This window comes from Arthrobacter sp. CDRTa11, assembly GCF_026427775.1.
GTDB lineage: Bacteria > Actinomycetota > Actinomycetes > Actinomycetales > Micrococcaceae > Arthrobacter.
The window spans coordinates 1,730,286-1,749,572 of sequence record NZ_CP044532.1 but is presented as its reverse complement, the minus strand read 5'-3'; the positions used below and the strand labels follow the sequence as shown (position 1 = coordinate 1,749,572).

18 protein-coding genes are annotated in these 19,287 nt (G+C 65.5%); 4 read left to right on the top strand and 14 right to left on the bottom strand.

Going from position 1 to position 19,287, the window contains the following annotated elements:
- Positions 1-30: 30 nt before the first annotated feature.
- The 4 genes from F8G81_RS07940 to truB form a co-directional block, all read right to left on the bottom strand.
- Positions 31-1,014 carry a bifunctional riboflavin kinase/FAD synthetase gene (locus F8G81_RS07940; RefSeq protein ID WP_267278448.1) on the bottom strand — a complete coding sequence of 328 codons (984 nt, stop codon included), beginning with the start codon at positions 1,012-1,014 and terminating at the stop codon, positions 31-33.
- Between the two features lie 141 nt (positions 1,015-1,155).
- Entirely contained in the window at positions 1,156-1,617 is a 462-nt protein-coding gene (locus F8G81_RS07935) for a hypothetical protein (protein WP_267278447.1), read from the bottom strand.
- Positions 1,618-1,636: 19 nt separating this feature from the next.
- Positions 1,637-1,990 carry a hypothetical protein gene (locus F8G81_RS07930; protein ID WP_267278446.1) on the bottom strand — a complete coding sequence of 118 codons (354 nt, stop codon included), beginning with the start codon at positions 1,988-1,990 and terminating at the stop codon, positions 1,637-1,639.
- Positions 1,991-1,992: 2 nt separating this feature from the next.
- On the bottom strand, positions 1,993-2,934 hold the full coding sequence (gene truB / locus F8G81_RS07925) for a tRNA pseudouridine(55) synthase TruB (protein ID WP_267278445.1): 942 nt from the start codon (positions 2,932-2,934) through the stop codon (positions 1,993-1,995).
- A 79-nt stretch (positions 2,935-3,013) separates the two neighbouring features.
- Between truB and F8G81_RS07920 the strand changes: the two genes are divergently transcribed.
- Entirely contained in the window at positions 3,014-4,234 is a 1,221-nt protein-coding gene (locus tag F8G81_RS07920; protein ID WP_267278444.1) for a pyridoxal phosphate-dependent aminotransferase, read from the top strand.
- Positions 4,235-4,279: 45 nt separating this feature from the next.
- On the opposite strand, the gene trxA is transcribed toward F8G81_RS07920, so the two are convergent.
- The 7 genes from trxA to rimP form a co-directional block, all read right to left on the bottom strand.
- A complete protein-coding gene (gene trxA, locus F8G81_RS07915) occupies positions 4,280-4,723 on the bottom strand; it encodes a thioredoxin (RefSeq protein ID WP_416377115.1) in 444 nt (147 codons plus the stop codon).
- Positions 4,724-4,725: 2 nt separating this feature from the next.
- Positions 4,726-5,247 carry a nucleoside deaminase gene (locus F8G81_RS07910; RefSeq protein ID WP_267278443.1) on the bottom strand — a complete coding sequence of 174 codons (522 nt, stop codon included), beginning with the start codon at positions 5,245-5,247 and terminating at the stop codon, positions 4,726-4,728.
- Between the two features lie 114 nt (positions 5,248-5,361).
- A complete protein-coding gene (gene rbfA, locus F8G81_RS07905; protein WP_267278442.1) occupies positions 5,362-5,871 on the bottom strand; it encodes a 30S ribosome-binding factor RbfA in 510 nt (169 codons plus the stop codon).
- A 241-nt stretch (positions 5,872-6,112) separates the two neighbouring features.
- Positions 6,113-9,085 (bottom strand): translation initiation factor IF-2, encoded by a 2,973-nt coding sequence (gene infB, locus F8G81_RS07900; protein ID WP_267278441.1) that lies wholly within the window; start codon positions 9,083-9,085, stop codon positions 6,113-6,115.
- Positions 9,086-9,237: 152 nt separating this feature from the next.
- On the bottom strand, positions 9,238-9,600 hold the full coding sequence (locus F8G81_RS07895) for a YlxR family protein (protein ID WP_267278440.1): 363 nt from the start codon (positions 9,598-9,600) through the stop codon (positions 9,238-9,240).
- 216 nt (positions 9,601-9,816) lie between these two features.
- Positions 9,817-10,797 carry a transcription termination factor NusA gene (nusA, locus tag F8G81_RS07890; protein WP_267278439.1) on the bottom strand — a complete coding sequence of 327 codons (981 nt, stop codon included), beginning with the start codon at positions 10,795-10,797 and terminating at the stop codon, positions 9,817-9,819.
- On the bottom strand, positions 10,797-11,414 hold the full coding sequence (gene rimP, locus F8G81_RS07885) for a ribosome maturation factor RimP (RefSeq protein WP_267278438.1): 618 nt from the start codon (positions 11,412-11,414) through the stop codon (positions 10,797-10,799). Before rimP ends, nusA begins: the two co-directional genes overlap by 1 nt.
- Positions 11,415-11,520: 106 nt before the next feature.
- On the opposite strand from rimP, the gene F8G81_RS07880 reads away from it, so the two are divergent.
- The 3 genes from F8G81_RS07880 to F8G81_RS07870 all read left to right on the top strand — a co-directional run bounded on the left by F8G81_RS07880 (position 11,521) and on the right by F8G81_RS07870 (position 14,943).
- Complete coding sequence (locus F8G81_RS07880) at positions 11,521-12,765, top strand: DUF4439 domain-containing protein (RefSeq protein WP_267278437.1); 1,245 nt, start codon at positions 11,521-11,523, stop codon at positions 12,763-12,765.
- A gap of 189 nt (positions 12,766-12,954) precedes the next feature.
- Positions 12,955-13,728 (top strand): VIT1/CCC1 transporter family protein, encoded by a 774-nt coding sequence (locus F8G81_RS07875; protein ID WP_267279162.1) that lies wholly within the window; start codon positions 12,955-12,957, stop codon positions 13,726-13,728.
- Positions 13,729-13,857: 129 nt separating this feature from the next.
- Positions 13,858-14,943 carry an aminoglycoside phosphotransferase family protein gene (locus F8G81_RS07870; RefSeq protein WP_267278436.1) on the top strand — a complete coding sequence of 362 codons (1,086 nt, stop codon included), beginning with the start codon at positions 13,858-13,860 and terminating at the stop codon, positions 14,941-14,943.
- An 88-nt stretch (positions 14,944-15,031) separates the two neighbouring features.
- On the opposite strand, the gene F8G81_RS07865 is transcribed toward F8G81_RS07870, so the two are convergent.
- The 3 genes from F8G81_RS07865 to F8G81_RS07855 all read right to left on the bottom strand — a co-directional run bounded on the left by F8G81_RS07865 (position 15,032) and on the right by F8G81_RS07855 (position 19,158).
- Positions 15,032-16,429: a pyridoxal phosphate-dependent decarboxylase family protein gene (locus F8G81_RS07865; protein ID WP_267278435.1), complete on the bottom strand. Its 1,398-nt coding sequence runs from the start codon at positions 16,427-16,429 to the stop codon at positions 15,032-15,034.
- Positions 16,430-16,539: 110 nt separating this feature from the next.
- On the bottom strand, positions 16,540-17,334 hold the full coding sequence (locus F8G81_RS07860) for a sulfite exporter TauE/SafE family protein (RefSeq protein WP_267278434.1): 795 nt from the start codon (positions 17,332-17,334) through the stop codon (positions 16,540-16,542).
- A gap of 12 nt (positions 17,335-17,346) precedes the next feature.
- Positions 17,347-19,158, bottom strand: coding sequence for a proline--tRNA ligase (locus F8G81_RS07855; protein ID WP_267278433.1), 1,812 nt, complete (start codon positions 19,156-19,158; stop codon positions 17,347-17,349).
- Between the last annotated feature and the right edge of the window lie 129 nt (positions 19,159-19,287).

Below are 19,287 nucleotides of genomic sequence, written 5' to 3'. Positions count from 1 at the left end.
GATGGCTGCGGTTGATCCCGTTCAGGCCAGTCAGCGCCGGACCAGGAGATCGTGAGCCTGGACCACGTCCAGGCGCATCTGGTCAACGAGCGCCTCAGGCCCACGGTACGCCACCATGCCACGGAGCCGGGCCACGAACTCGACAACTACTGTCTGGCCGTACAGATCGAAGTCCTCCACGGCCTCATGGGGACGGTCGATCACGTGGGCCTCAACCTGCCGGCTGACGCCGTCGAACGTGGGATTTGACCCCACGGAAATCGCAGCCGGCCAGCGGGTGCCGGCCTGGTCAACAAGCCAGCCCGCGTAAATCCCGTCTGCGGGGATCAGTCCGCTGGCATTCGGGGCCAGGTTGGCCGTGGGAAATCCCAGGGCACGGCCGCGGGCGGCACCGTGCACCACTTCGCCGCGCATTCGGTGCGGACGGCCCAGTACTGCGCCGGCCGTTGCCACGTCACCTTCCCGCAATGCCTCGCGCACCCAGGTGGAGGAGCAGCGCCGGTCCGTCCCGTCGTCGTCGTGCAGGGGGAAGCCTTCGGAGCCGAACTCGCTGATGACCTGGACGTCAAAGCCAAACTGCTGGCCTAGCTTTTTCATGGTGTCAAGATCGCCGGAGTTCCCACGGCCGAACCGGGCATCGTGACCGATCACCACGTGGCTGGCGTGAAGGCTGTCCACCAGCACCTGGCGCACGAATTCTTCAGGGGTGAGGCTGGCGAGTTCCAGCGAATATTTCATCACCAGGATGGCATCAAGGCCCAACTCCCCCAGCGCCTCCAGCTTGTCCTCCAGGCCCATAATCATCTCAGGCGCAGACTCGGGCCGATGAACCACTGCCGGGTGTGGATCAAACGTCACCGCCACGGCTTTGGTCCTGTTCAGGCGGGCTGAGCGGATGAGCTGGGACAGCACCTGCTGGTGGCCACGGTGGACGCCGTCGAAGTTGCCGAAGGTGACAACGGAGGGACCGAAGTCCGCCGGGACCTCGGACGGATCGTTCCAGATGTTGACCATCACCCTCGCCTTTTTACTGCCTGATACTGACATGTCCCGGAACCCTGCCGGCGCCGGAACTCTCTAAGATTACCCGCAAAGCAGGCTGTGCCAGTCCTTGTGTCACAGCACCTGCCCGGACCGCCCCTTGGGCCGATGATGCTAACCCTTGCCGGTGGACGGACGGCTGCCGGGCCGCCGCCGGTACAGCCATACCAGGCCCAGAATGGGCAGCAGCAGCGGGATGAAGGCGTAGCCGCGGCCGAAGAGGGACCAGACGGTTTCGTGCGGGAACTGGATGGGATCGAAGAGACTCAGGGCTCCCACCACCAACACGCCCACGAGTTCCACCAGAACGGCCGCTACGGACACTTTGAACCAGGTGCGGCCCGGCTTGGCCAGGGAGACGGTGGCCACGAGGTACACCAAAGCCGCGAAGGCGGAAAGCAGGTAGGCCAGCGGAGCCTCGGAGAATTTCGTGAGGATTTGGTAGCCGGCGCGGGCGGTGGCCGAAATGGCGAACACTGCGTAAACAGCGATCAGCAGGCGGCCGGGTCCGGTGTTGCGTGTGTCCTTGCCTTGTGCGGATACATTCCCCGGCGTCGATTGCTGCTGTGATTTCACGGGACGGGCTTCTTCCACTTCAGTACCAGATCTGGTTCATTCGGGCGGCCATCACCAGGGCGGTGATGCCGACGGCGGCCAGGACAAAATTGCTCCACCGGGTCCGTTCCAGGATGGACCAGTAGACGGCGGCGGGCGGCAGGAGCATCGCGGTGGCAAGGTAACCCCAGAACTCCCAGGCCTCCCCCGCGATCGGCTCACCCGCGATGACCCTGACGATGGATCCCACGAGGTATACCACCAGGGCGACTTCCACTGCGGCCACCGACAGGATGGTGATGTCGTTGGGGGCCTTTTTGGCGATCCCCGCCACCAGGCAGATACCGGTCGAGATAAGACCGACCACAAGAATGATGTAGAAGTATGCGTCCACGCCTATGTCCCCTGGCTTGTGGCGTTGCCGGGCGCGGTGGCGTTGCCGGGTGCGAACACCAGCACTGGCTTGGCAAAGCTGCCGGAATCAGCCAACAGCGCCACCAGGCTTCCGTCTGGGGCAAAGGCAGCGGCCGGGCTCTCCACCGTTGCAGCCAGCGGATCTCCTGCCGGTGAGCCGGCTGGGATCCGGCGGCCGAAAGAGATCTCAGTGGTTTCATCCGCTGTGAGTTCCCTGTTGGGCATCAGCGCGCGGGCGGCTTGGGACATCTCGAGTACCTGGAGTTCTTCGGCCAGCTGCTCCAGGGTCCGGGCCTGGTCCAGGGAGTACGGGCCCACGTGGGTACGGCGGAGCGCGGTCAGATGCCCGCCTACGCCCAGCGCATCACCAAGGTCCCGCGCCAGGGCACGGATGTAGGTACCCGAGGAACACTCCACCGTGACGTCCACGTCCACAACGCCAGTCCCTGACTCCCGCCGGATGCTGTGTACCTCGAACCGGTGGATGGTGACGGGCCGCGCCGCGAGTTTCACGTCTTCGCCGGACCGTACGCGTGCATACGCCCGTTCCCCGTTGACCTTAATGGCGCTGACGCTGCTGGGCACCTGCTGGATCTGGCCGGTGAGGGCGGCCACGCCGTCGTGGATTTCCTCATCGGCGACGGCGGCGGCGCTGATGGACGCGATCACGTCACCTTCGGCGTCGTCGGTAATGGTGGACTGGCCCAGGCGGATGGTTGCCGTGTACGTCTTGGACGTGCCCACGATGTAGGTGAGCAGCCGGGTCGCCTTGTTGATGCCCACCACCAGGACACCGGTGGCCATGGGGTCAAGGGTTCCCGCATGCCCCACTTTCCGGGTACCGGCGAGTCGCCGCATCCGGCCAACCACATCATGGCTGGTCCATCCCTGCGGTTTGTCCACTATCACCAGTCCAGAAAGCACGCCTCCCAGTATATCGGCGCTGCTCGCGCCGCCTGCCCACCTCGTCGCGGGACCCAACGGGGCGGCTAGGATGGCAGGCATGCCTGAGCTTGCTGCCCATGTGCGGAACGTCCCCGTCAACCAGATCCGCGAAATCACTGAGGCCGCTTGGCGTCATCCTGAAGCGATCGTCCTGAGCATCGGTGAACCGGGCTTCCCGCTCCCCCGCCATGTGCTGGACGCCGGAATGGCATGCCTTGATCGGGACGAGACAAACTACACGCCAAACGCCGGTATTCCCGCCCTGCGTGAAGCCTTCGCGGCCCGGTTCCGAGCGGGGATCGACGCCGGCAACCTGACCGTCGCGGGCAACCAGTCAGGCGCGGGCCAACTGTCAGGCGCAGGCAACCAAAGCAGCATCGCCGCCGACCGCGTCTATGTGGTGGCCGGCGCCCAGCAGGGCCTGCACCTTGCCATGAGCCTCCTCCTCGCGCCAGGGGATGAAATCCTGATCCCGAATCCCGGTTACCCCACCTTCGCCATGACCAGCCGGCTCCTGAACGCTGTTCCGGTGGGATACCCGTTGTATCCGGACCAGAATTTCCAGCCCCGGCTCCAGGACGTCGAGGCCCTCATCACGGACCGCACCAGGGTGCTGATGCTGAACTCCCCGTCCAATCCCCTCGGAGCAGTCCTGCGTAAGGACCTGACCCGCGACCTCGTTGAGCTGGCCCGCCGGCACGATCTCTGGATCATCTCGGACGAATGCTATGAAGCCTTCACCTACGATGTTCCGCACGTGAGCGCTGCCCGGTTCGACAGCGACGTTCCGGGCGAGGCGAGGGTCTTCACCTCCTTGACCCTCTCCAAGACCTACGGCCTGACAGGGCTCAGGATCGGCGCCCTCGTCTGCCCGCCCGGCCTGGAGCAGAAAATGAACAATGTGATGGAGGCGATCGTTTCCTGTGTCGCCTCACCGTCCCAATATGCCGCGCTCGCGGCACTGACGGGTCCCCAGGACTATGTGGAGCAGGCACACAAGCATTACCGGGCCAACCGGGACGCCGCTTCCGCTGTCCTGGACGCCAAGGGAATCCCGTATCTCAGTGCACAGGGTGCCTTTTACCTCTGGGCGGATGTCAGCCACGTCAGCGACGGCGACGTGCGGGCCTGGACCCGCCGGTTCCTCGCCGAGTCGGGGGTGTCGTTTGCGCCGGGAACCGCCTTTGGGTCCATTGGCGAGGGCTGGGTACGCATAGCGCTCTGCGGCAAGCAGCCGGAACTCGTGGAGGGTGTTGGCCGCCTGCCCGCGCGGACCTGAGGTACTCCCCGGATCTTGATGGCCTGCTAAATTCTTGGTGGCCTGCTAGGTGCGATGGGCCGCCAAGGCGTCATCCAGCCATGAACGGAGCACCCCGGCAGGTGCGGCGCCGGCCTGGCGGGCGATCACCCTGCCGCCCACAATGATCATCAGCGTGGGAATCGCCTGCACATCAAACCGCCGGGAAAGGCCCGGGGAACTGTCCACGTCAACCTTCACGAGCTTGATCCGGCCGGCCCTTTCCCGTGCCAACTTGTCCAGCACGGGACTGACCATCCGGCAGGGGCCGCACCAGGCAGCCCAGAAATCAATCAGGGCGGGAACCGGCGACTGCTCGGCGACAACCGCAAAGTCGTCATCGCCGGCGTTGACAATCCATGGCAGGTCCTGACGGCAGCTGCCACAGCGCGGGTGGCCGGTCGCCGCCGCGGGAATCCGGTTGGTCTTCCCGCAGTTGGGGCAGGCGATCAGGGTCGGTTCCAGGGCCATTGTCAGTACTCCACCCGGTCCCCGAAGTCCCGCCAAGCCTGGAACGGAGCGTCCGACGTCGGAATGTCACCCCTGCTGACGGGCATCAGATCAGGCCGGGCACCGCCAAAGTATTCGTAGAACAGGGCGTCGTCGAAACCGGCAGCGGCGGCGCCGTGCCGGTCCGCTGCATAGTAGACACGGTCAATGCGTGCCCAGAGCGCAGCGGCCAGGCACAATGGGCAGGGCTCACAACTCGTGTAGAGCACCGAGCCTTTGAGATCGAAGTTCCCGGAGTCCGCCGCGGCTCGGCGGATCGCCACCACCTCTGCGTGGGCTGTGGGATCGTTGTCGCGGGTCACCCTGTTGACGCCGTAATGCAGGCCGCCGTCGGGGGTGACAACAACGGCGCCGAACGGACCGCCGCCATCGGCCACGTTTCTGACCGCAGTCTGAACAGCCAGATGGAGATAGTCCTCGGGTGTGGGATTGCCTGCCAAACCGGGATTTACCACTGGATCAGGCCCTGCCTCTGACGCCGCCATGATCTGATCATAGTCAGCCGCCGGCACTTAAACGGCTGAAGGACGGGAACCATTTCGGTCCCCGCCCTTCAGCCTGAAAATACCGGCCTGGAGTTACTAAACGCCGGCCTTCACTTACTTGTTGCTGTCTTCTTCGAATTCGCCGTCGTCGCTGAGGTCAAGCTCCTCTTCGTCGAAGTCGTCCTCGTCGATCTCAACGTCGGCAGGAATGTCGCTCTTGTATGGGTCGGGATCTCCGGCGTGCTTGGCGTTTTCAGCCAGGGCGGCCACCTCGGCATCGCGCTTCTTGGCTTCGCGAAGCAGCTCCTCAAGGTTGGAGGCAACCACGGGAATCTGGTCGGCCACGAATTCAAGGCTGGGAGTCAGCCGGACTGTAACGTTCCGGCCCACTTCCTGCCGAAGCACACCCTTGGCCTTCTCCAGGCCCTTGGCAGCATCAGCCTGGACAGCCTGATCGCCGAAAACGGTGTAGTAGATGGTGGCATGCTGCAGATCGTTGGTCACGCGGGCATCAGTAACAGTGATGCCTTCCAGCCGAGGATCCTTAACCTTCCGGCCCAAAGCCTCAGCAACAACAACCTTGATCCGCTGCGCCAACTTGGCAGCCCGTGCGGGATCAGCCATTTCCACTCCTAAAAATTTTGGGGGTACGACGGCGGCCAGATCAGCTGCGTCGTTCTTTTCAGTTTTTGCCACGCACTACGGTGAGCCGACGACGGACTCCCGTTGGGATTTTTCCGGCGGCCTGGGAGTGGCATCGGGCCTACCGGAGCTGGGCGGCAAAGGATCGCAGATCCGTTGCCGCCCAGCGTAGGGGCGGGGCCGCCGGAAAAATTCCAACGGCCCCGCCAGCTAAACGAACACCTTAGACGCGCGGCTTCTCACGCATCTCGAAGGTCTCGATGATGTCGCCTTCGGTGATGTCGTTGAACGAGCCAAGACCGATACCACACTCGAAGTCCGTGCGGACCTCGGTGGCGTCGTCCTTGAAGCGCTTGAGCGTCTCAACGGTGAGGTTGTCACCGATGATCTTGCCGTCGCGGCTGATGCGGGCCTTCGTGTTGCGTCGGATAACACCCGAGCGAACGATGGAACCGGCGATGTTGCCGAACTTGGAGGAACGGAACACTTCGCGGACCTCGGCGGTGCCCAGCTGGACCTCTTCGTACTCCGGCTTGAGCATGCCCTTGAGGGCCATCTCGATGTCATCGATTGCTGCATAGATGACGGAGTAGAAGCGCATGTCCACGCCTTCGCGGTCTGCCAGTTCGGCAACCCGCTCGGCCGGCTTGACGTTGAACCCGATGATAACGGCGCTGTCCACTGTTGCCAGGTTGACGTCGTTCTGCGTGATGGCACCAACGCCGCGGTGGATGACGCGCAGCTGCACGCCTTCGCCGACGTCGATCTTGAGCAGTGCGTCCTCGAGGGCTTCCACGGCACCGGACACGTCACCCTTGAGGATGAGGTTGAGGGTGTCGATCTTGCCATCTGCCACGGCCTGGTCGAAGTCTTCCAGGCTGATGCGCTTGCGGCGCTTGGCCAGGGCTGCGTTGCGGTCGGCTGCTTCACGCTTCTCGGCGATCTGACGGGCGGTGCGCTCGTCGGCGGTCACGAAGAAGGTGTCGCCGGCGCGCGGCACGTTGGACAGACCCAGTACCTGCACGGGGCGGGACGGGCCGGCCTCGGTCAGGGCGCTGCCGTCGTCGTCGAACATGGCGCGGACGCGGCCGTGGGCCGTACCGGCAACGATCGTGTCACCGACACGCAGTGAACCGGACTGGACCAGGACGGTGGCCACGGAACCGCGGCCCTTGTCCAGGTTGGCTTCGATCGCGATACCGCGGGCGTCCTTGTTCGGGTTGGCGCGCATGTCCAGGGCGGCGTCTGCGGTGAGCAGGACTGCCTCGAGCAGCTCGTCGATGTTGAGGTTCTGGCGTGCAGAGACCTCAACGAACATGGTGTCGCCACCGTACTCTTCGGGAACCAGTCCGTACTCGGTCAGCTGGCCGCGGACCTTCTCCGGGTTTGCGCCTTCCTTGTCGATCTTGTTCACGGCCACCACGATGGGCACATTGGCTGCCTGTGCGTGGTTGAGGGCCTCAACGGTCTGCGGCATCACGCCGTCGTCCGCTGCGACCACCAGGATGGCGATGTCGGTCACCTTGGCACCACGGGCACGCATGGCGGTGAACGCCTCGTGGCCCGGAGTATCGATGAACGTGATCTTGCGGTCTTCGCCCTCGTGGGTGTGCGTGACCTGGTAGGCACCGATGTGCTGCGTGATGCCGCCGTGCTCGCCCGCCATAACGTCGGACTTGCGGATGGCATCGAGCAGTCGGGTCTTACCGTGGTCGACGTGGCCCATAACGGTGACAACCGGAGGACGTGCCTCGAGGTCTTCGTCGCCTTCGGCCTCAAGCTCTGCTTCGAAGTCGATGTCGAAGGTGGAAAGAAGCTCGCGCTCCTCATCCTCCGGGGACACAACCTGGAGCTTGTAGCCGAGCTCTTCGCCCAGCAGCGCGAAGGTTTCCTCGTCCAGCGACTGGGTAGCCGTTGCCATTTCACCAAGGTGGAACAGCACGGTCACCAGTGCGGCGGGGTTTGCCTCGATCTTGTCGGCAAAGTCCGTGATGGACGAGCCACGGCGAAGCCGTACTACAGTGTTGCCGTCGCCGCGGGGTACGCTCACGCCACCCAGCGACGGAGCACTCATCTGCTCGAGTTCCTGGCGCTTGGCACGCTTGGACTTGCGCTGCTTGCCACGCCCGGCGCCACCCTTGCCGAAGGCACCCTGGGTACCACCGCGACCGCGGCCACCCTTGCCAAAGCCTCCGCCTGCGGGAGCTCCGCCACCGGCACCCGGGGCACCGCCGGTGCCCGGAGCGCCGCCTGGACGGCCCGGACCACGGCCACCGCCACCGGGACGGCCTGCGCCGGCGCCAGCCGGTGCGGGACGTTCGGTGCGGTTGGGCATCATGCCCGGAGTAGGACGGTTTCCACCGGCACCGCCACCCGCGGTACGCGGACCACCAGCGCCACCGGGACGGGCACCACCGGCACCTGCTGCGGGACGGGGCCCACCGGCGCCAGCCGCGGGACGGGGGCCACCCGGACGGGGGCCACCGGCACCTGCTGCGGGACGCGGTCCACCGGGACGGTCGCCGTCAGTGCGGCTTCCACCCGGGCGGGGCATACCCTGCGAGGGAGCAAACGGGTTGTTACCCGGACGCGGAGGACGTTCTCCGTCGCCGCCGCGGCCGCGGGGCATGCCCTGCGACGTGGCAAACGGGTTGTTGCCCGGACGGGGACCGCCCGGACGCGGGGCGCCACCCTGGCCTGATCCACCCTGTGTTGATCCGCCAGAGCGGGTGGGGGCGGCGGGAGTCTCAGCCTTGGGTGCGGGACGCGCACCGGGCTTGGCTCCGCTGAACGGACTTCCACCTGCGGGAGAACCTGCAGTAGGAGCAGTAGTTGGTGCACTCGCTGCAGGTGCCGGGGCAGCTGCGGGAGCGGGTGCGGCGGGCGCCGGGGCAGCAGCGGTTGCTTCTGCCCGGGGAGCCGGAGCCTTGGGTGCCGCGGGACGCGAATCTGCCGATGGGGCAGGCGCTGCGGGGCGTGTGTCAGCCGACGGGGCAGGCGCCTTGGGCGCTGCTGCCGGGGCTGCGGACTTCGCAGCGGCGTCGGGGTAGGCGTTGCGGAGTTTCCGCACCACCGGAGCCTCAATGGTGGAAGAGGCGGAGCGAACAAATTCGCCCAGTTCCTGCAGTTTTGTCACTGCATCTTTGGAAGTAATACCGAGCTCTTTTGCAAGCTCATGTACGCGGACCTTGGCCACATTTCTCCTGTCTCGGTCCGCACCGAGCCAGGCACGAACCGTCTACTTCTTACTGCGGACCCCCGCCGCGGATGCGGCTGAAGGGCCCATTGCAGAGCGCAACAAAGTTGTCATCGTTGCGCACTCATCGCTGGGAACTCATCGGGTTTCCATCAGTTTTCTGACCCGCTTTCAGGTTGGACGGTTTGTGCTGTGCCTACCGGAGGTATCCACAGCGTGCCTGCAGCGCTCGTGCCTGGCTTGATCCGGCGTTCGACGGCGGCAATTCCGGTTGCGCCGTTGAGGGCACGTCCGAATGCTCGCCGCTTGACCGCCAGGGCCAGGCACGATTCGCTGGGGTGCAGCCATGCACCCCGGCCAGCCATCCGGCGTCGTTCATCCACCAGGACAGCGGATGAACCGCTGCCTTCGGCGACGAGCCGGAGTAACTCCGACCGCGATCCCTTTTTCCGGCATCCGATGCAGGTACGCTGCGGTTGATTCTCGCTGTGAAGCACTTCTGCCACGGTGAGCATCTTCCTGACGTTCAAAACTGCCGGCCCCGGCCGCCCCGTCACCGCATGTCAGCGGAACGGGCACGCTCTGGGCGCACGAATACCGGCCGTAAGGCGCGGTCATGTCTATTCTAGCCCCTCAGGGCCGTTCTGCCCGAAACCCTGCCCGCCGGCGTGACACGCCGGCGGGTCCAAGGGCTTCGCGTTAACGCTGTTCGGGGTTCGGTTGCCGCTGCTTTAGCTGTCGCGCGGCGCTGCGGCGTCGGAAACGATGTCGATCCGCCAGCCGGTGAGCTTGGCAGCAAGCCGGGCGTTCTGCCCCTCTTTGCCGATGGCCAACGAGAGCTGGTAGTCCGGAACCACAACCCGTGCAGACCGGGTGGCCTCGTCAATGATGGTGACCGAATTCACACGGGACGGAGACAGGGCGCTGGCGATAAATGTCGCCGGATCCTCGCTGAAGTCCACAATGTCAATCTTTTCGTCATTCAGCTCGGTCATGACGGCCCTGACACGGGACCCCATTTCGCCGATGCAGGCGCCCTTGGCGTTGATGCCCGGAGTGTTTGCCTTGACTGCGATCTTGGTACGGTGACCGGCTTCGCGTGCCAGTGCAACGATTTCCACCGAGCGGTCAGCGATTTCCGGCACTTCCAGTTCGAACAGTTTCCGGACCAGGCCGGGGTGCGAACGGGACAGAGTGATCGAGGGACCCTTGGTGCCGCGGTGAACGTCAATGACGAAGGCGCGGAGCCGGTTGCCGTGGATGTACTTCTCCCCCGGCACCTGTTCCGGCGGCGGCAGCAGAGCCTCCACAGTGCCCAGGTTGACCTGGATCATGTGGGGATTGTTTCCCTGCTGGATGGTTCCGGCCACGAGCTCGCCCTCACGGCCCTTGAACTCACCCAGGACGTTGTCGTCCTCAACATCACGCAGGCGCTGCAGGATGATCTGGCGGGCCGTGCTCGCCGCAATGCGGCCAAAGCCGGCAGGGGTGTCCTCGAACTCGCCAATGGGGGCACCGTCGTCGTCGATTTCCACAGCCCAGATGGTGACGTGACCGCTCTTGCGGTCCAACTCGGCGCGGGCTTTCTCGAAGGCGCCCGGCGACTTGTGGTAGGCCACCAGGAGCGCCTGCTCGATGGTGGGGATCAGGAGGTCCAGCGGAATTTCGCGCTCACGCTCCAGGAGTCTCAGCGCGCTCATGTCAATATCCATCAGGCCTCCTCAGAAGGTCCATTGTGTTCAGGTTCCAGACCAGCTTCTTCGAGGTGGCTGAATTCGATCTCGACTTTTCCATTGCGGATCCTGTCGAAAGGGAGTTTCACGGGCTCGCCCTGCTTGGGCTTCATGCCCTTCTTGACGGCTATTTCGGGGACGATGGTCACACCGGAGTCATCCACGGACTGGACCCTGCCGGTGACGTTTTCGCCCTGGATGACGTTGACCTTGACCATACGGCCCCTGGCGCGGTGCCAGTGCCGGGGTTCGGTCAGCGGGCGCCCCACTCCCGGGGAGGAAACCTCGAGGTCGTAGGGACGTCCGTCGTCGCCGGGGTCGTTGTCCATAACGTCCGAGAGGACCTTGGAGATGTCCGAGATGACGTCCAGGTTCACTCCGCCGGTTTCCTCCTGCGGCAGGTCCACCACAACGTGGACCACTCGGTGGGATCCAGCCACATTAATTGTGACGTCCTCAAGGTACAGGCGGTTGGCCTGCACAGCGGGTTCAAGCAATGCCCGAAGCCGGGCAGCTTCCGGATTGTAGGCAGGCGCAGCTTCAGCCCTACCCGTTCCGGTACGGTCTGATGAAGTCGTGGCTTCTGCATTACTCACGATGCCGGCCGCCTCCCGATAGATGATGTTATGTGTACTAGCGTAGCGATTTTCCGGACGCCTTGGTGCACACCAGGGTGCACTGGACGTGACACCATGGTCTGTTGTGAACGATGACAGTCAGGAAAAGAGGCCCGGTAGGCGCTATTTCCGCTACGCTGTTTTGTCGCTCACAGCCCTCCTGATCCTCAGCCTGGGAATCGCCCTGATCCCCCATGAGCCGCCTCCGCCGCCCGAACCTCCATTCTCCGAGCAGGCCAGGGCCGCGGCGTTCGCTGATGCCATGTCATTGCGGGCATCAGTCATGGAGCTGGCAGGCCCCGCCGTTGCACCCGGCACCCCTGGTTCCGGCGCCCCTGGCCCTGGATCCGGCCAGGCATCCGGCAACGTGGTCCTGGACCGCGTTGTGACTTTGCTGACGTTCCAGGCCAGGGCCCTGATGCTGACTCCGGGCGGATCCTCTGCGGAGGCAGGAGCAACACCCGGCCCTGCTTCAACAGAACCTTCGCCCACGGCCTCCGCGCCGATGCCAGTTGCTGCTGCGGAACTTGCGTCCGCACTCTCCGCCAGCGGGGCCAGGCGCCTCACCGATGCGGAGACGGCCGACGGCGGAATGGCCCGTCTTCTTGCAGGGACCGGCACTGCCCAGGTCATGGCCGCCGCGGAACTTGCCGCCTACGCCGGCATTCCGGCCCCGGCGCTTCCGTCAGTTCTTCCCCCCTCTGAACCTTCTCCTTCCGCACTCCCTCCCTCCAAACCTTCTCCTTCTGCTGTCCTCCCGGGGGCAGACGGAACAGAGGACGCGGCTGAAGGCGCGCCCTGGGAAGAAGGCGCGCCTCAGGAAGAAGGCATGCCCGGCCGGGACAATCCAGCAAGCCTGGCCGCCACCTGTGGAACCGCGGAGCCATCGTCAGGAACAGAGCTGGCGGCCGCCCTCACCTCGGCCGTGCAAGCCGAGCTGGAAGCGGTTTACGGATATCAGGCAGCGCTCACCCGGCTGGATCCGGCATCGGCGGCTGCGGCGTCGGACCTCCTGGAACAGCACCACGACCTGGTCGAAGACGGCGTGCACTACAGCAGGATCCACTGCGCGGAGGTTCCACCCCAACAGCCTGGCTACATCCTCAGCCAGGCCTTCCTGGACGCGCCGGCGGCCGGGCTGGGGCGGATCGAGGCCGGTACGTTGCCGGTCTACGCTGACGTGGTGGCGATGAGCCAGGGTGCCACCCGCGAGTGGGCCGTCTCGGCGCTTCTGAATGCAGCGCAAAGGACAGTCCACTGGGGAGCTGACCCGGGTCCTGTTCCGGGCCTTACCCTGGACGAATCCCAGCTGCCGCAACTACCCGAGTGAAGTCAGGTACCCGAGTGAAGTCAGGCGCATGAGCGGCCCTGGCCCGCTTGAGCGGTGCGGGCCGACACCGTTCAAGCGGCTCGGGACCGTCCATGTGTCTTGGCACCGTCCACCATTGCCCGGGGCCGGTCCTGCGTGAATGAACTCTGGCGGCTGGCCGCGGGCCGCAAGTGGTGGTTTGCTGATTCCATGGATGCCCATGACCCGCCTGACTCCCCCGACGCGGCCCGCAGCGCGGACAACACCGGCTTGGAACGCCATCTGGAAACCGAGCCGCACGACAACGACATTGCCCAGCGCCTCAACTGGCTGCGGGCCGGTGTGCTTGGCGCGAATGACGGCATCGTCTCCGTAGCGGCCATCGTGGTGGGGGTAGCCGGCGCCACCGCCTCCACCGGGCCCATCCTCGCTGCAGGAGCGGCCGGGCTGGTGGGCGGCGCGGTTTCCATGGCATTGGGCGAATACGTTTCCGTCAGCAGCCAAAGCGACAGCCAGAAGGCCCTGATCGACAAGGAGCGGCGGGAGCTCGCCGAAGAGCCGGAGGAAGAACTCGCAGAGCTGACCGCAATCTACCGGGAGAAGGGCCTCAGCCCCGAAACCGCCCGCGCTGTAGCGGTGGAACTGACAAACCACGATGCCCTGGCGGCCCACCTGTCCGCTGAACTCAACATCGACGAGGCCGATATCGTCAGCCCCTGGAACGCCGCCTTTGCTTCCGCCGTGGCGTTCACCCTCGGCGCCGCCCTCCCGATGCTGGCCATCCTCCTTCCGCCGGCTGCCGTCAGGGTTCCGACGACGTTTGCCGCAGTGCTCCTGGCCCTGGCTCTTACCGGGGCAATGGGCGCGTGGATCGGGGGCGGGTCGAAGTGGCGGGCTGCGGCAAGGGTTGTGGTTGGCGGCGCCCTGGCCCTTGCGGCGACGTTCACGATCGGCAATCTGCTCGGGGCAAGCGGCGTCGTGTGAGTCGACGCCGCCTCTGAGTTCACGCAGCCTCTGGCACCATCGCCGGCGGAAGCCGCACGCCAGCCGCTTAGCTACTCTTCAGTGCCCCCATCGGCCGGAACTGCTGCCGGGTCAACTACTCTGGAGCTGATGAGCCAAAAGACCGGTGTGCCGATCCCTCCAGACCTCACTGCGCGGTACAGCCGCAGCAGTGCGGGCCGGGCGTGGCTTGCGTCCCTGCCGGGCCTGGTGAACGGGCGGCTGGAGCACTGGAACCTGGAAGCAGAGCTTGCCCCGGGCGAGCTTCCGTGGAACGGGCACGGAGGCGTAGTCATTCCCGTCCAGCGGCTCGACGGTAGCCCGGCAGCTCTCAAGATTGCCTTCCCCCATGATGAGGCCAGGGTTGAACGCCACGCACTGGAGCTGTGGGGAGGATGTGGCGCGGTGCGGTTGCTGGAGTCCGACGCCGGAACATGCGCCATGCTGCTGGAGCGCCTGGAAGCTGGGTCATCGTTGCAGACAGTTCCGATGGACGACGCCGTTACGGTGTGGGGCGGACTGATGCGCCAACTGAGCCTGCTTCCGGATGATCGGCCGCAGTGGCAGGAGTTCGATCATATTGCCGGGCGGGCCGAGCAGTGGAGCGATGACTTGCCGGCCGACTGGGAGCAGTTGGGCCGGCCCTTTCCGCGCTGGCTGCTGGAGGCGGCCCTTGAAGTCTGCCAGACCCGGGGCGCCGTGGGCCGCCGCTCCGGACGGGACGCGCTGGTGCACACGGATTTCCATTTCCTGAACATCCTGGCGAGGCCCGGAACAGGCAAAACAGGCATCATTGGGTCCATCGTGGAGCCGGACGTACAGATCGCCGGGGCCCTCCCGGACGGCCGGGCGTTCGCCGCGATCGACCCCCAGCCCATGATTGGCGAGCCGGAGTTTGCTGTGGCGCCCCTGCTGTGGAACCGGATCGCGGACCTGCCACGGAGCGCGCCGGAGGCCGGTCTGCGGCGGCGCTGCCGTGACTTCAGCTCCGCCGCGGGCCTGGACGCTGAGGTCGCGCGTCAGTGGGGCATTGCGCGGGAAGTGGAGAATGCCCTCTCGTACGCCTCCCGGCCATACCATCAGGGCGATTTTGCCCGCTCGCTGTGGGTCGCCAGTACGCTTGCCGGACGGACCCTTGACGGACTTCCTGCCGCCCATTCGCTGCCCGAACCCGGTGAGGAAAATTCAGCCGGGTGACTGCGGCCGGTGGCCGTCAGTCATGGCCTATATTCGTGGCCGTCAGTGGTGGCCGCCCTGTCAGAAGTCCACGAATCCCCGGCGTCAGTCAGCCGGTTTCGGCCCTGACAGCAGCGAAGGCCGAACTGACAGCGTCCACCGCGGTACCGACGTCGTCCGTGTTGGTGCTCCAATTGCTGACCGAGACGCGCAACACGTCCCGGCCCTGCCAGCGTGATCCGGACATCCAGACTTTTCCGTCCTGGATGACCCTGGCTGTCACGGCCCGGGTGGTGGCATCGTCGCCGAAGGCGAGGGAAACCTGGGTGTAGTCCACCGGATTCAGCACCTCGATACCGTCCACTTCGATCAGCCGCTCCGCGATCAGGGATGCCGCCCTCGCCAGACCGCGGACCTGCGCAGCCACACCGTCGCTGCCCAAAGAGCGGAGCGCGGCCCAAACGGGGACTCCCCGGCCACGCCGGGAAAGCTCCGGCACTTTCTCGAACGGATCGCCGGGGCCTTCGGCGTCGTGGACCAGATAGCTGGTGTGCAATCCCATGGCGCTGCGCAGTGCCGGTGAATCCTTCACCACGGCGACGCCGCAGTCGTATGGCACATTGAGGGTCTTATGGGCATCGGTTCCCCAGGAGTCGGCCAAGGCCATGCCTGCTGTAAGGTGCGCGAATTCCGGAACTGCCCCGGCCCACAGCCCAAAAGCACCGTCAACATGAACCCAGGCCCCGTGCCTGTGGGCAACCTGGATGGCATCGTCGAAGGGATCGAAGGCTCCTGAATGCAGGTTCCCGGCCTGGAGGCACACAAGGGCAGGGCCGGAGCCCTCAGCGAGCAACCTGTTCAGCTCGCCCGGAATCAGCCTCCCCTGCGCATCGACGGGGACGGCTGTGGGTTGGCCCAGGCCGAGGTACCGCAGGCCCAGGTCGATGGTTTCATGGCGTTCCTGTCCGACGAAACACCTGATCCGCGGGCCGCCGGCCAGTCCGTTCCGGTCCACATCCCAGCCCGCATCTGCCATCAGCCGCCACCGTGCGGCTGCCATGCCGGTGAAGTTCGCCATGGTTGCGCCGGTGGTGAAGCCGACGTCGGACTCTTCCGGCAGCCGCAGGAGCTGGAGCAGCCACTGCCCGGCCGCTTCCTCAATGGCGGCGATCGCCGGCGTCGCATAGCGCAGGCCCGAGTTCTGGTCCCAGGCACTCACCAGCCAGTCCGCGGCCAGGGCGGCGGGCAGGGTTCCGCCAATAACCCAGCCAAAGAAACGGCCCGAAGGCATGGCCATCAGGCCCGGCTCGGCCTTGGCGGCCAAGTACTCCACCACGTCAACCGGCGGCATACCCTCGGCAGGAAGCGGGCCTCCGAAATCAGCAACAAGGTCGTGTGCGGTCAGCGCCGGGCCCACATGCCTGTCCGGAAGGCTCTTAAGCCACTCCGCGGCGAGGCGCGCCGCTGCTGCCAATGCTTCCGAATAGGTTTCAGCGCCTGCGGACATACCAGCATGCTACGCCTGGGGTGGCGCCGCGACGAGGGGCCGCAGATCATCATGTGGTCCTGTGGACAGGTCCACAGCCCGTCCTCGGGGAAAGTGATCAGAAGAAGGAGCTAGGCGAAGTTTTCCTGCCAGACGTCGTAGCCCAATTTGAGGATCAGGGCGCCCACCACCAGCAGGAAAACAACCCGGATGAACCCGCTGCCCTGCTTCACCGCAGCCCGCGCTCCAAGGTACCCGCCCGCCATGTTGGCCACACCCAACACCAGGCCAACACCCCACAGGATCGAGCCGTGCGGCAGGAAAAACAGCAGGGCCCCGGCGTTCGTCGCCATGTTCACGATCTTGGCCTTTGCGCTGGCTTCGAGGAAGGCGTAGCCCATGGCCGAGACCAGCGCGATGACCAGGAAAGAGCCGGTGCCGGGTCCGATCAGGCCGTCGTAAAATCCGATGGCGCCACCGATCAGGCAGGCCACCACGTAGTGCCTGTGCCCGTTGTGCCGCAGCAGCGTGATGTCACCAACGTTGGGCTTGAGGGCGGTAAAGAGCGCGACGGCGACCAGCGCCGCCACGATGATGGGCTTGAAGACACTTGAGGGCAGGCTCGCCGCCAAGATAGCGCCTCCGAAGCTGCCGCCAAGGGCGATCAGAGCCATCGGGACGGCGGTCCAGAGGTCCGGCTTCACCCGTCCATAGAACGTGACGGCACTGGTGGACGTCCCGAAGATCGAGCCCATCTTGTTCGTGGCGAGGGCCTGGACAGGCGTTATGCCAGGCACCAGCAGGAGGGCCGGAAGCTGGATCAGGCCACCGCCGCCCACCACCGCGTCCACCCAGCCGGCAGCAAATCCAGCCACCACAATCAGGATGAGAGTGGTGAGCTGGATCGACTCAAAACCCGAAATCACCGGAAGGGAAGGTCAGCCGTTGCGGACGGCATTGACCACATAGTCAACTGCCTTGTCCACTGCCACGTTTTCGGCGTCACCACTGCGGCGGTCTTTGATCTCTACCACGCCGTCCACCAGGCCGCGCCCCACGGCCAGGATGGTGGGCACGCCCACCAGTTCGGCGTCGCCGAACTTCACTCCCGGGGACACCTTGGGTCGGTCGTCGTAGATGACCTCCAGGCCGGCCGCTTCAAGGTCCAGGGCCAGCTGCTCGGCCGTGGCGAAAATTTCCTCGCCGCGGCCAACGGCCACGATGTGGACATCGGCCGGGGCGACGGCGCGCGGCCAGGCCAGGCCCTTTTCGTCGTGGTTGGATTCGGCCAGGGCAGCCACTGCCCGGGTGACGCCCACGCCGTAGGAGCCCATAGTGACCACTACCTGCTTGCCGTTCTGGTCCAGGACCTTCAGCTCCAGGGCTTCTGCGTACTTGCGGCCCAACTGGAAGATGTGGCCCATCTCGATGCCGCGGGCAATCTCCAGCGGTCCGGAGCCGTCCGGGGCGGGGTCGCCTTCGCGCACGTCGGTGCATTCGATGACGCCGTCCCAGGTGAAGTCGCGCCCGGCCACCAGCCCGTACACGTGCTTTCCGGCCTCGTTGGCTCCGGTGATCCAGGCGGTGCCGCTGACAACGCGGGGATCCACGAGGTAGAGGATCTTGGTTGCGCTTTCGCTGCCCAGCAGGGGTTCGTCGACGGTCAGGCCGGGGCCCAGGTAACCCTTGACGATCAGCGGCTGCTTCTTCAGGTCCTCGTCGTTGGCTGCTTCCAGTCCGATCTCCCCGCCGATGGGCAGGAAAGAGCCGATGTTGGCCTCCACGCGCTTCAGGTCAACTCCGCGGTCACCGGGCAGGCCGATGACCACAAGCTGGCGCTCCCTGGTGGGCAGGGTGACAGCGAGCACCACATTCTTGAGGGTGTCGGCGGCAGTCCAGGCGCCGCCGTCGGCCTCGCTGCGGGGAGCCAATTCGTTGGAAGCGGCCACCAGTGTGTCGATGGTGGGAGTGTTCGGGGTATCCAGGACTTCCGCTGCCGGGGCATCCGTGAAGTCAATCTCCGCCGGAACCACGGTGGTGACGGCCTCAACGTTGGCTGCGTAGCCGCCGGCGGACCGGACAAAGGTGTCCTCGCCGATCTCGGTGGGGTGCAGGAATTCCTCGCTCTTTGATCCGCCCATGGCCCCGGCGGTTGCCGCTACCGGAATGACCTCCAGGCCCAGGCGCTCGAAGATCCTCAGGTAGGCGCCACGGTGAGCCATGTAGCTTGCGTCCAGGCCGGCGTCGTCCACATCGAAGGAGTAGGAGTCCTTCATGATGAACTCGCGGCCGCGCAGTAGGCCCGCGCGGGGGCGCGCCTCGTCACGGTACTTGTTCTGGATCTGGTACAGGCTCAGCGGCAGGTCCTTGTACGACGAGTACAGGTCCTTGACCAGGAGTGTGAACATTTCCTCGTGGGTGGGAGCCAGCAGGTAGTCCGCGCCCTTGCGGTCCTGCAGTCGGAAGAGCCCTTCACCGTATTCGGTCCAGCGGTTGGTGGCCTCATAGGGTTCACGCGGCAGCAGCGCCGGGAAGTGGACCTCCTGGGCGCCGATGGCGTTCATCTCCTCCCGGACCACGGCCTCCACCTTCCGCAGGACGCTGAGGCCCAGCGGCAGCCAGGTGTAGATTCCGGGGGCGGCGCGGCGGATATAGCCGGCCCGCACCAGGAGGCGGTGGCTGGCCACCTCGGCGTCGACGGGATCTTCGCGAAGGGTGCGCAGGAAAAGCTGGGACAGTCTGAGGACCACGGGTCTGTATCCGTTTCTGGGGAATGCTGCTGGAAAGCAGAGGGGGCAAATCGTCTGCGTACTAATCTACCGGCAAGCACGGCCATTGACTGCGGCGGGGGCTGCAGCCGGGACACACTGTGGCCCGCA

What these genes read in the sequence shown, in the direction of transcription:
- F8G81_RS07920 (WP_267278444.1), top strand. Translation starts at nt 3,014, where the DNA reads ATGCCTGAGCTTGCTGCCCATGTGCGGAACGTCCCCGTCAACCAGATC.
- F8G81_RS07895 (WP_267278440.1), bottom strand. Translation starts at nt 9,600, where the DNA reads ATGCTCACCGTGGCAGAAGTGCTTCACAGCGAGAATCAACCGCAGCGT.
- F8G81_RS07910 (WP_267278443.1), bottom strand. Translation starts at nt 5,247, where the DNA reads ATGGCGGCGTCAGAGGCAGGGCCTGATCCAGTGGTAAATCCCGGTTTG.
- trxA (WP_416377115.1), bottom strand. Translation starts at nt 4,723, where the DNA reads ATGGCCCTGGAACCGACCCTGATCGCCTGCCCCAACTGCGGGAAGACC.
- F8G81_RS07940 (WP_267278448.1), bottom strand. Translation starts at nt 1,014, where the DNA reads ATGGTCAACATCTGGAACGATCCGTCCGAGGTCCCGGCGGACTTCGGT.
- F8G81_RS07870 (WP_267278436.1), top strand. Translation starts at nt 13,858, where the DNA reads ATGAGCCAAAAGACCGGTGTGCCGATCCCTCCAGACCTCACTGCGCGG.
- rbfA (WP_267278442.1), bottom strand. Translation starts at nt 5,871, where the DNA reads ATGGCTGATCCCGCACGGGCTGCCAAGTTGGCGCAGCGGATCAAGGTT.
- nusA (WP_267278439.1), bottom strand. Translation starts at nt 10,797, where the DNA reads ATGGATATTGACATGAGCGCGCTGAGACTCCTGGAGCGTGAGCGCGAA.
- F8G81_RS07865 (WP_267278435.1), bottom strand. Translation starts at nt 16,429, where the DNA reads ATGTCCGCAGGCGCTGAAACCTATTCGGAAGCATTGGCAGCAGCGGCG.
- F8G81_RS07875 (WP_267279162.1), top strand. Translation starts at nt 12,955, where the DNA reads ATGGATGCCCATGACCCGCCTGACTCCCCCGACGCGGCCCGCAGCGCG.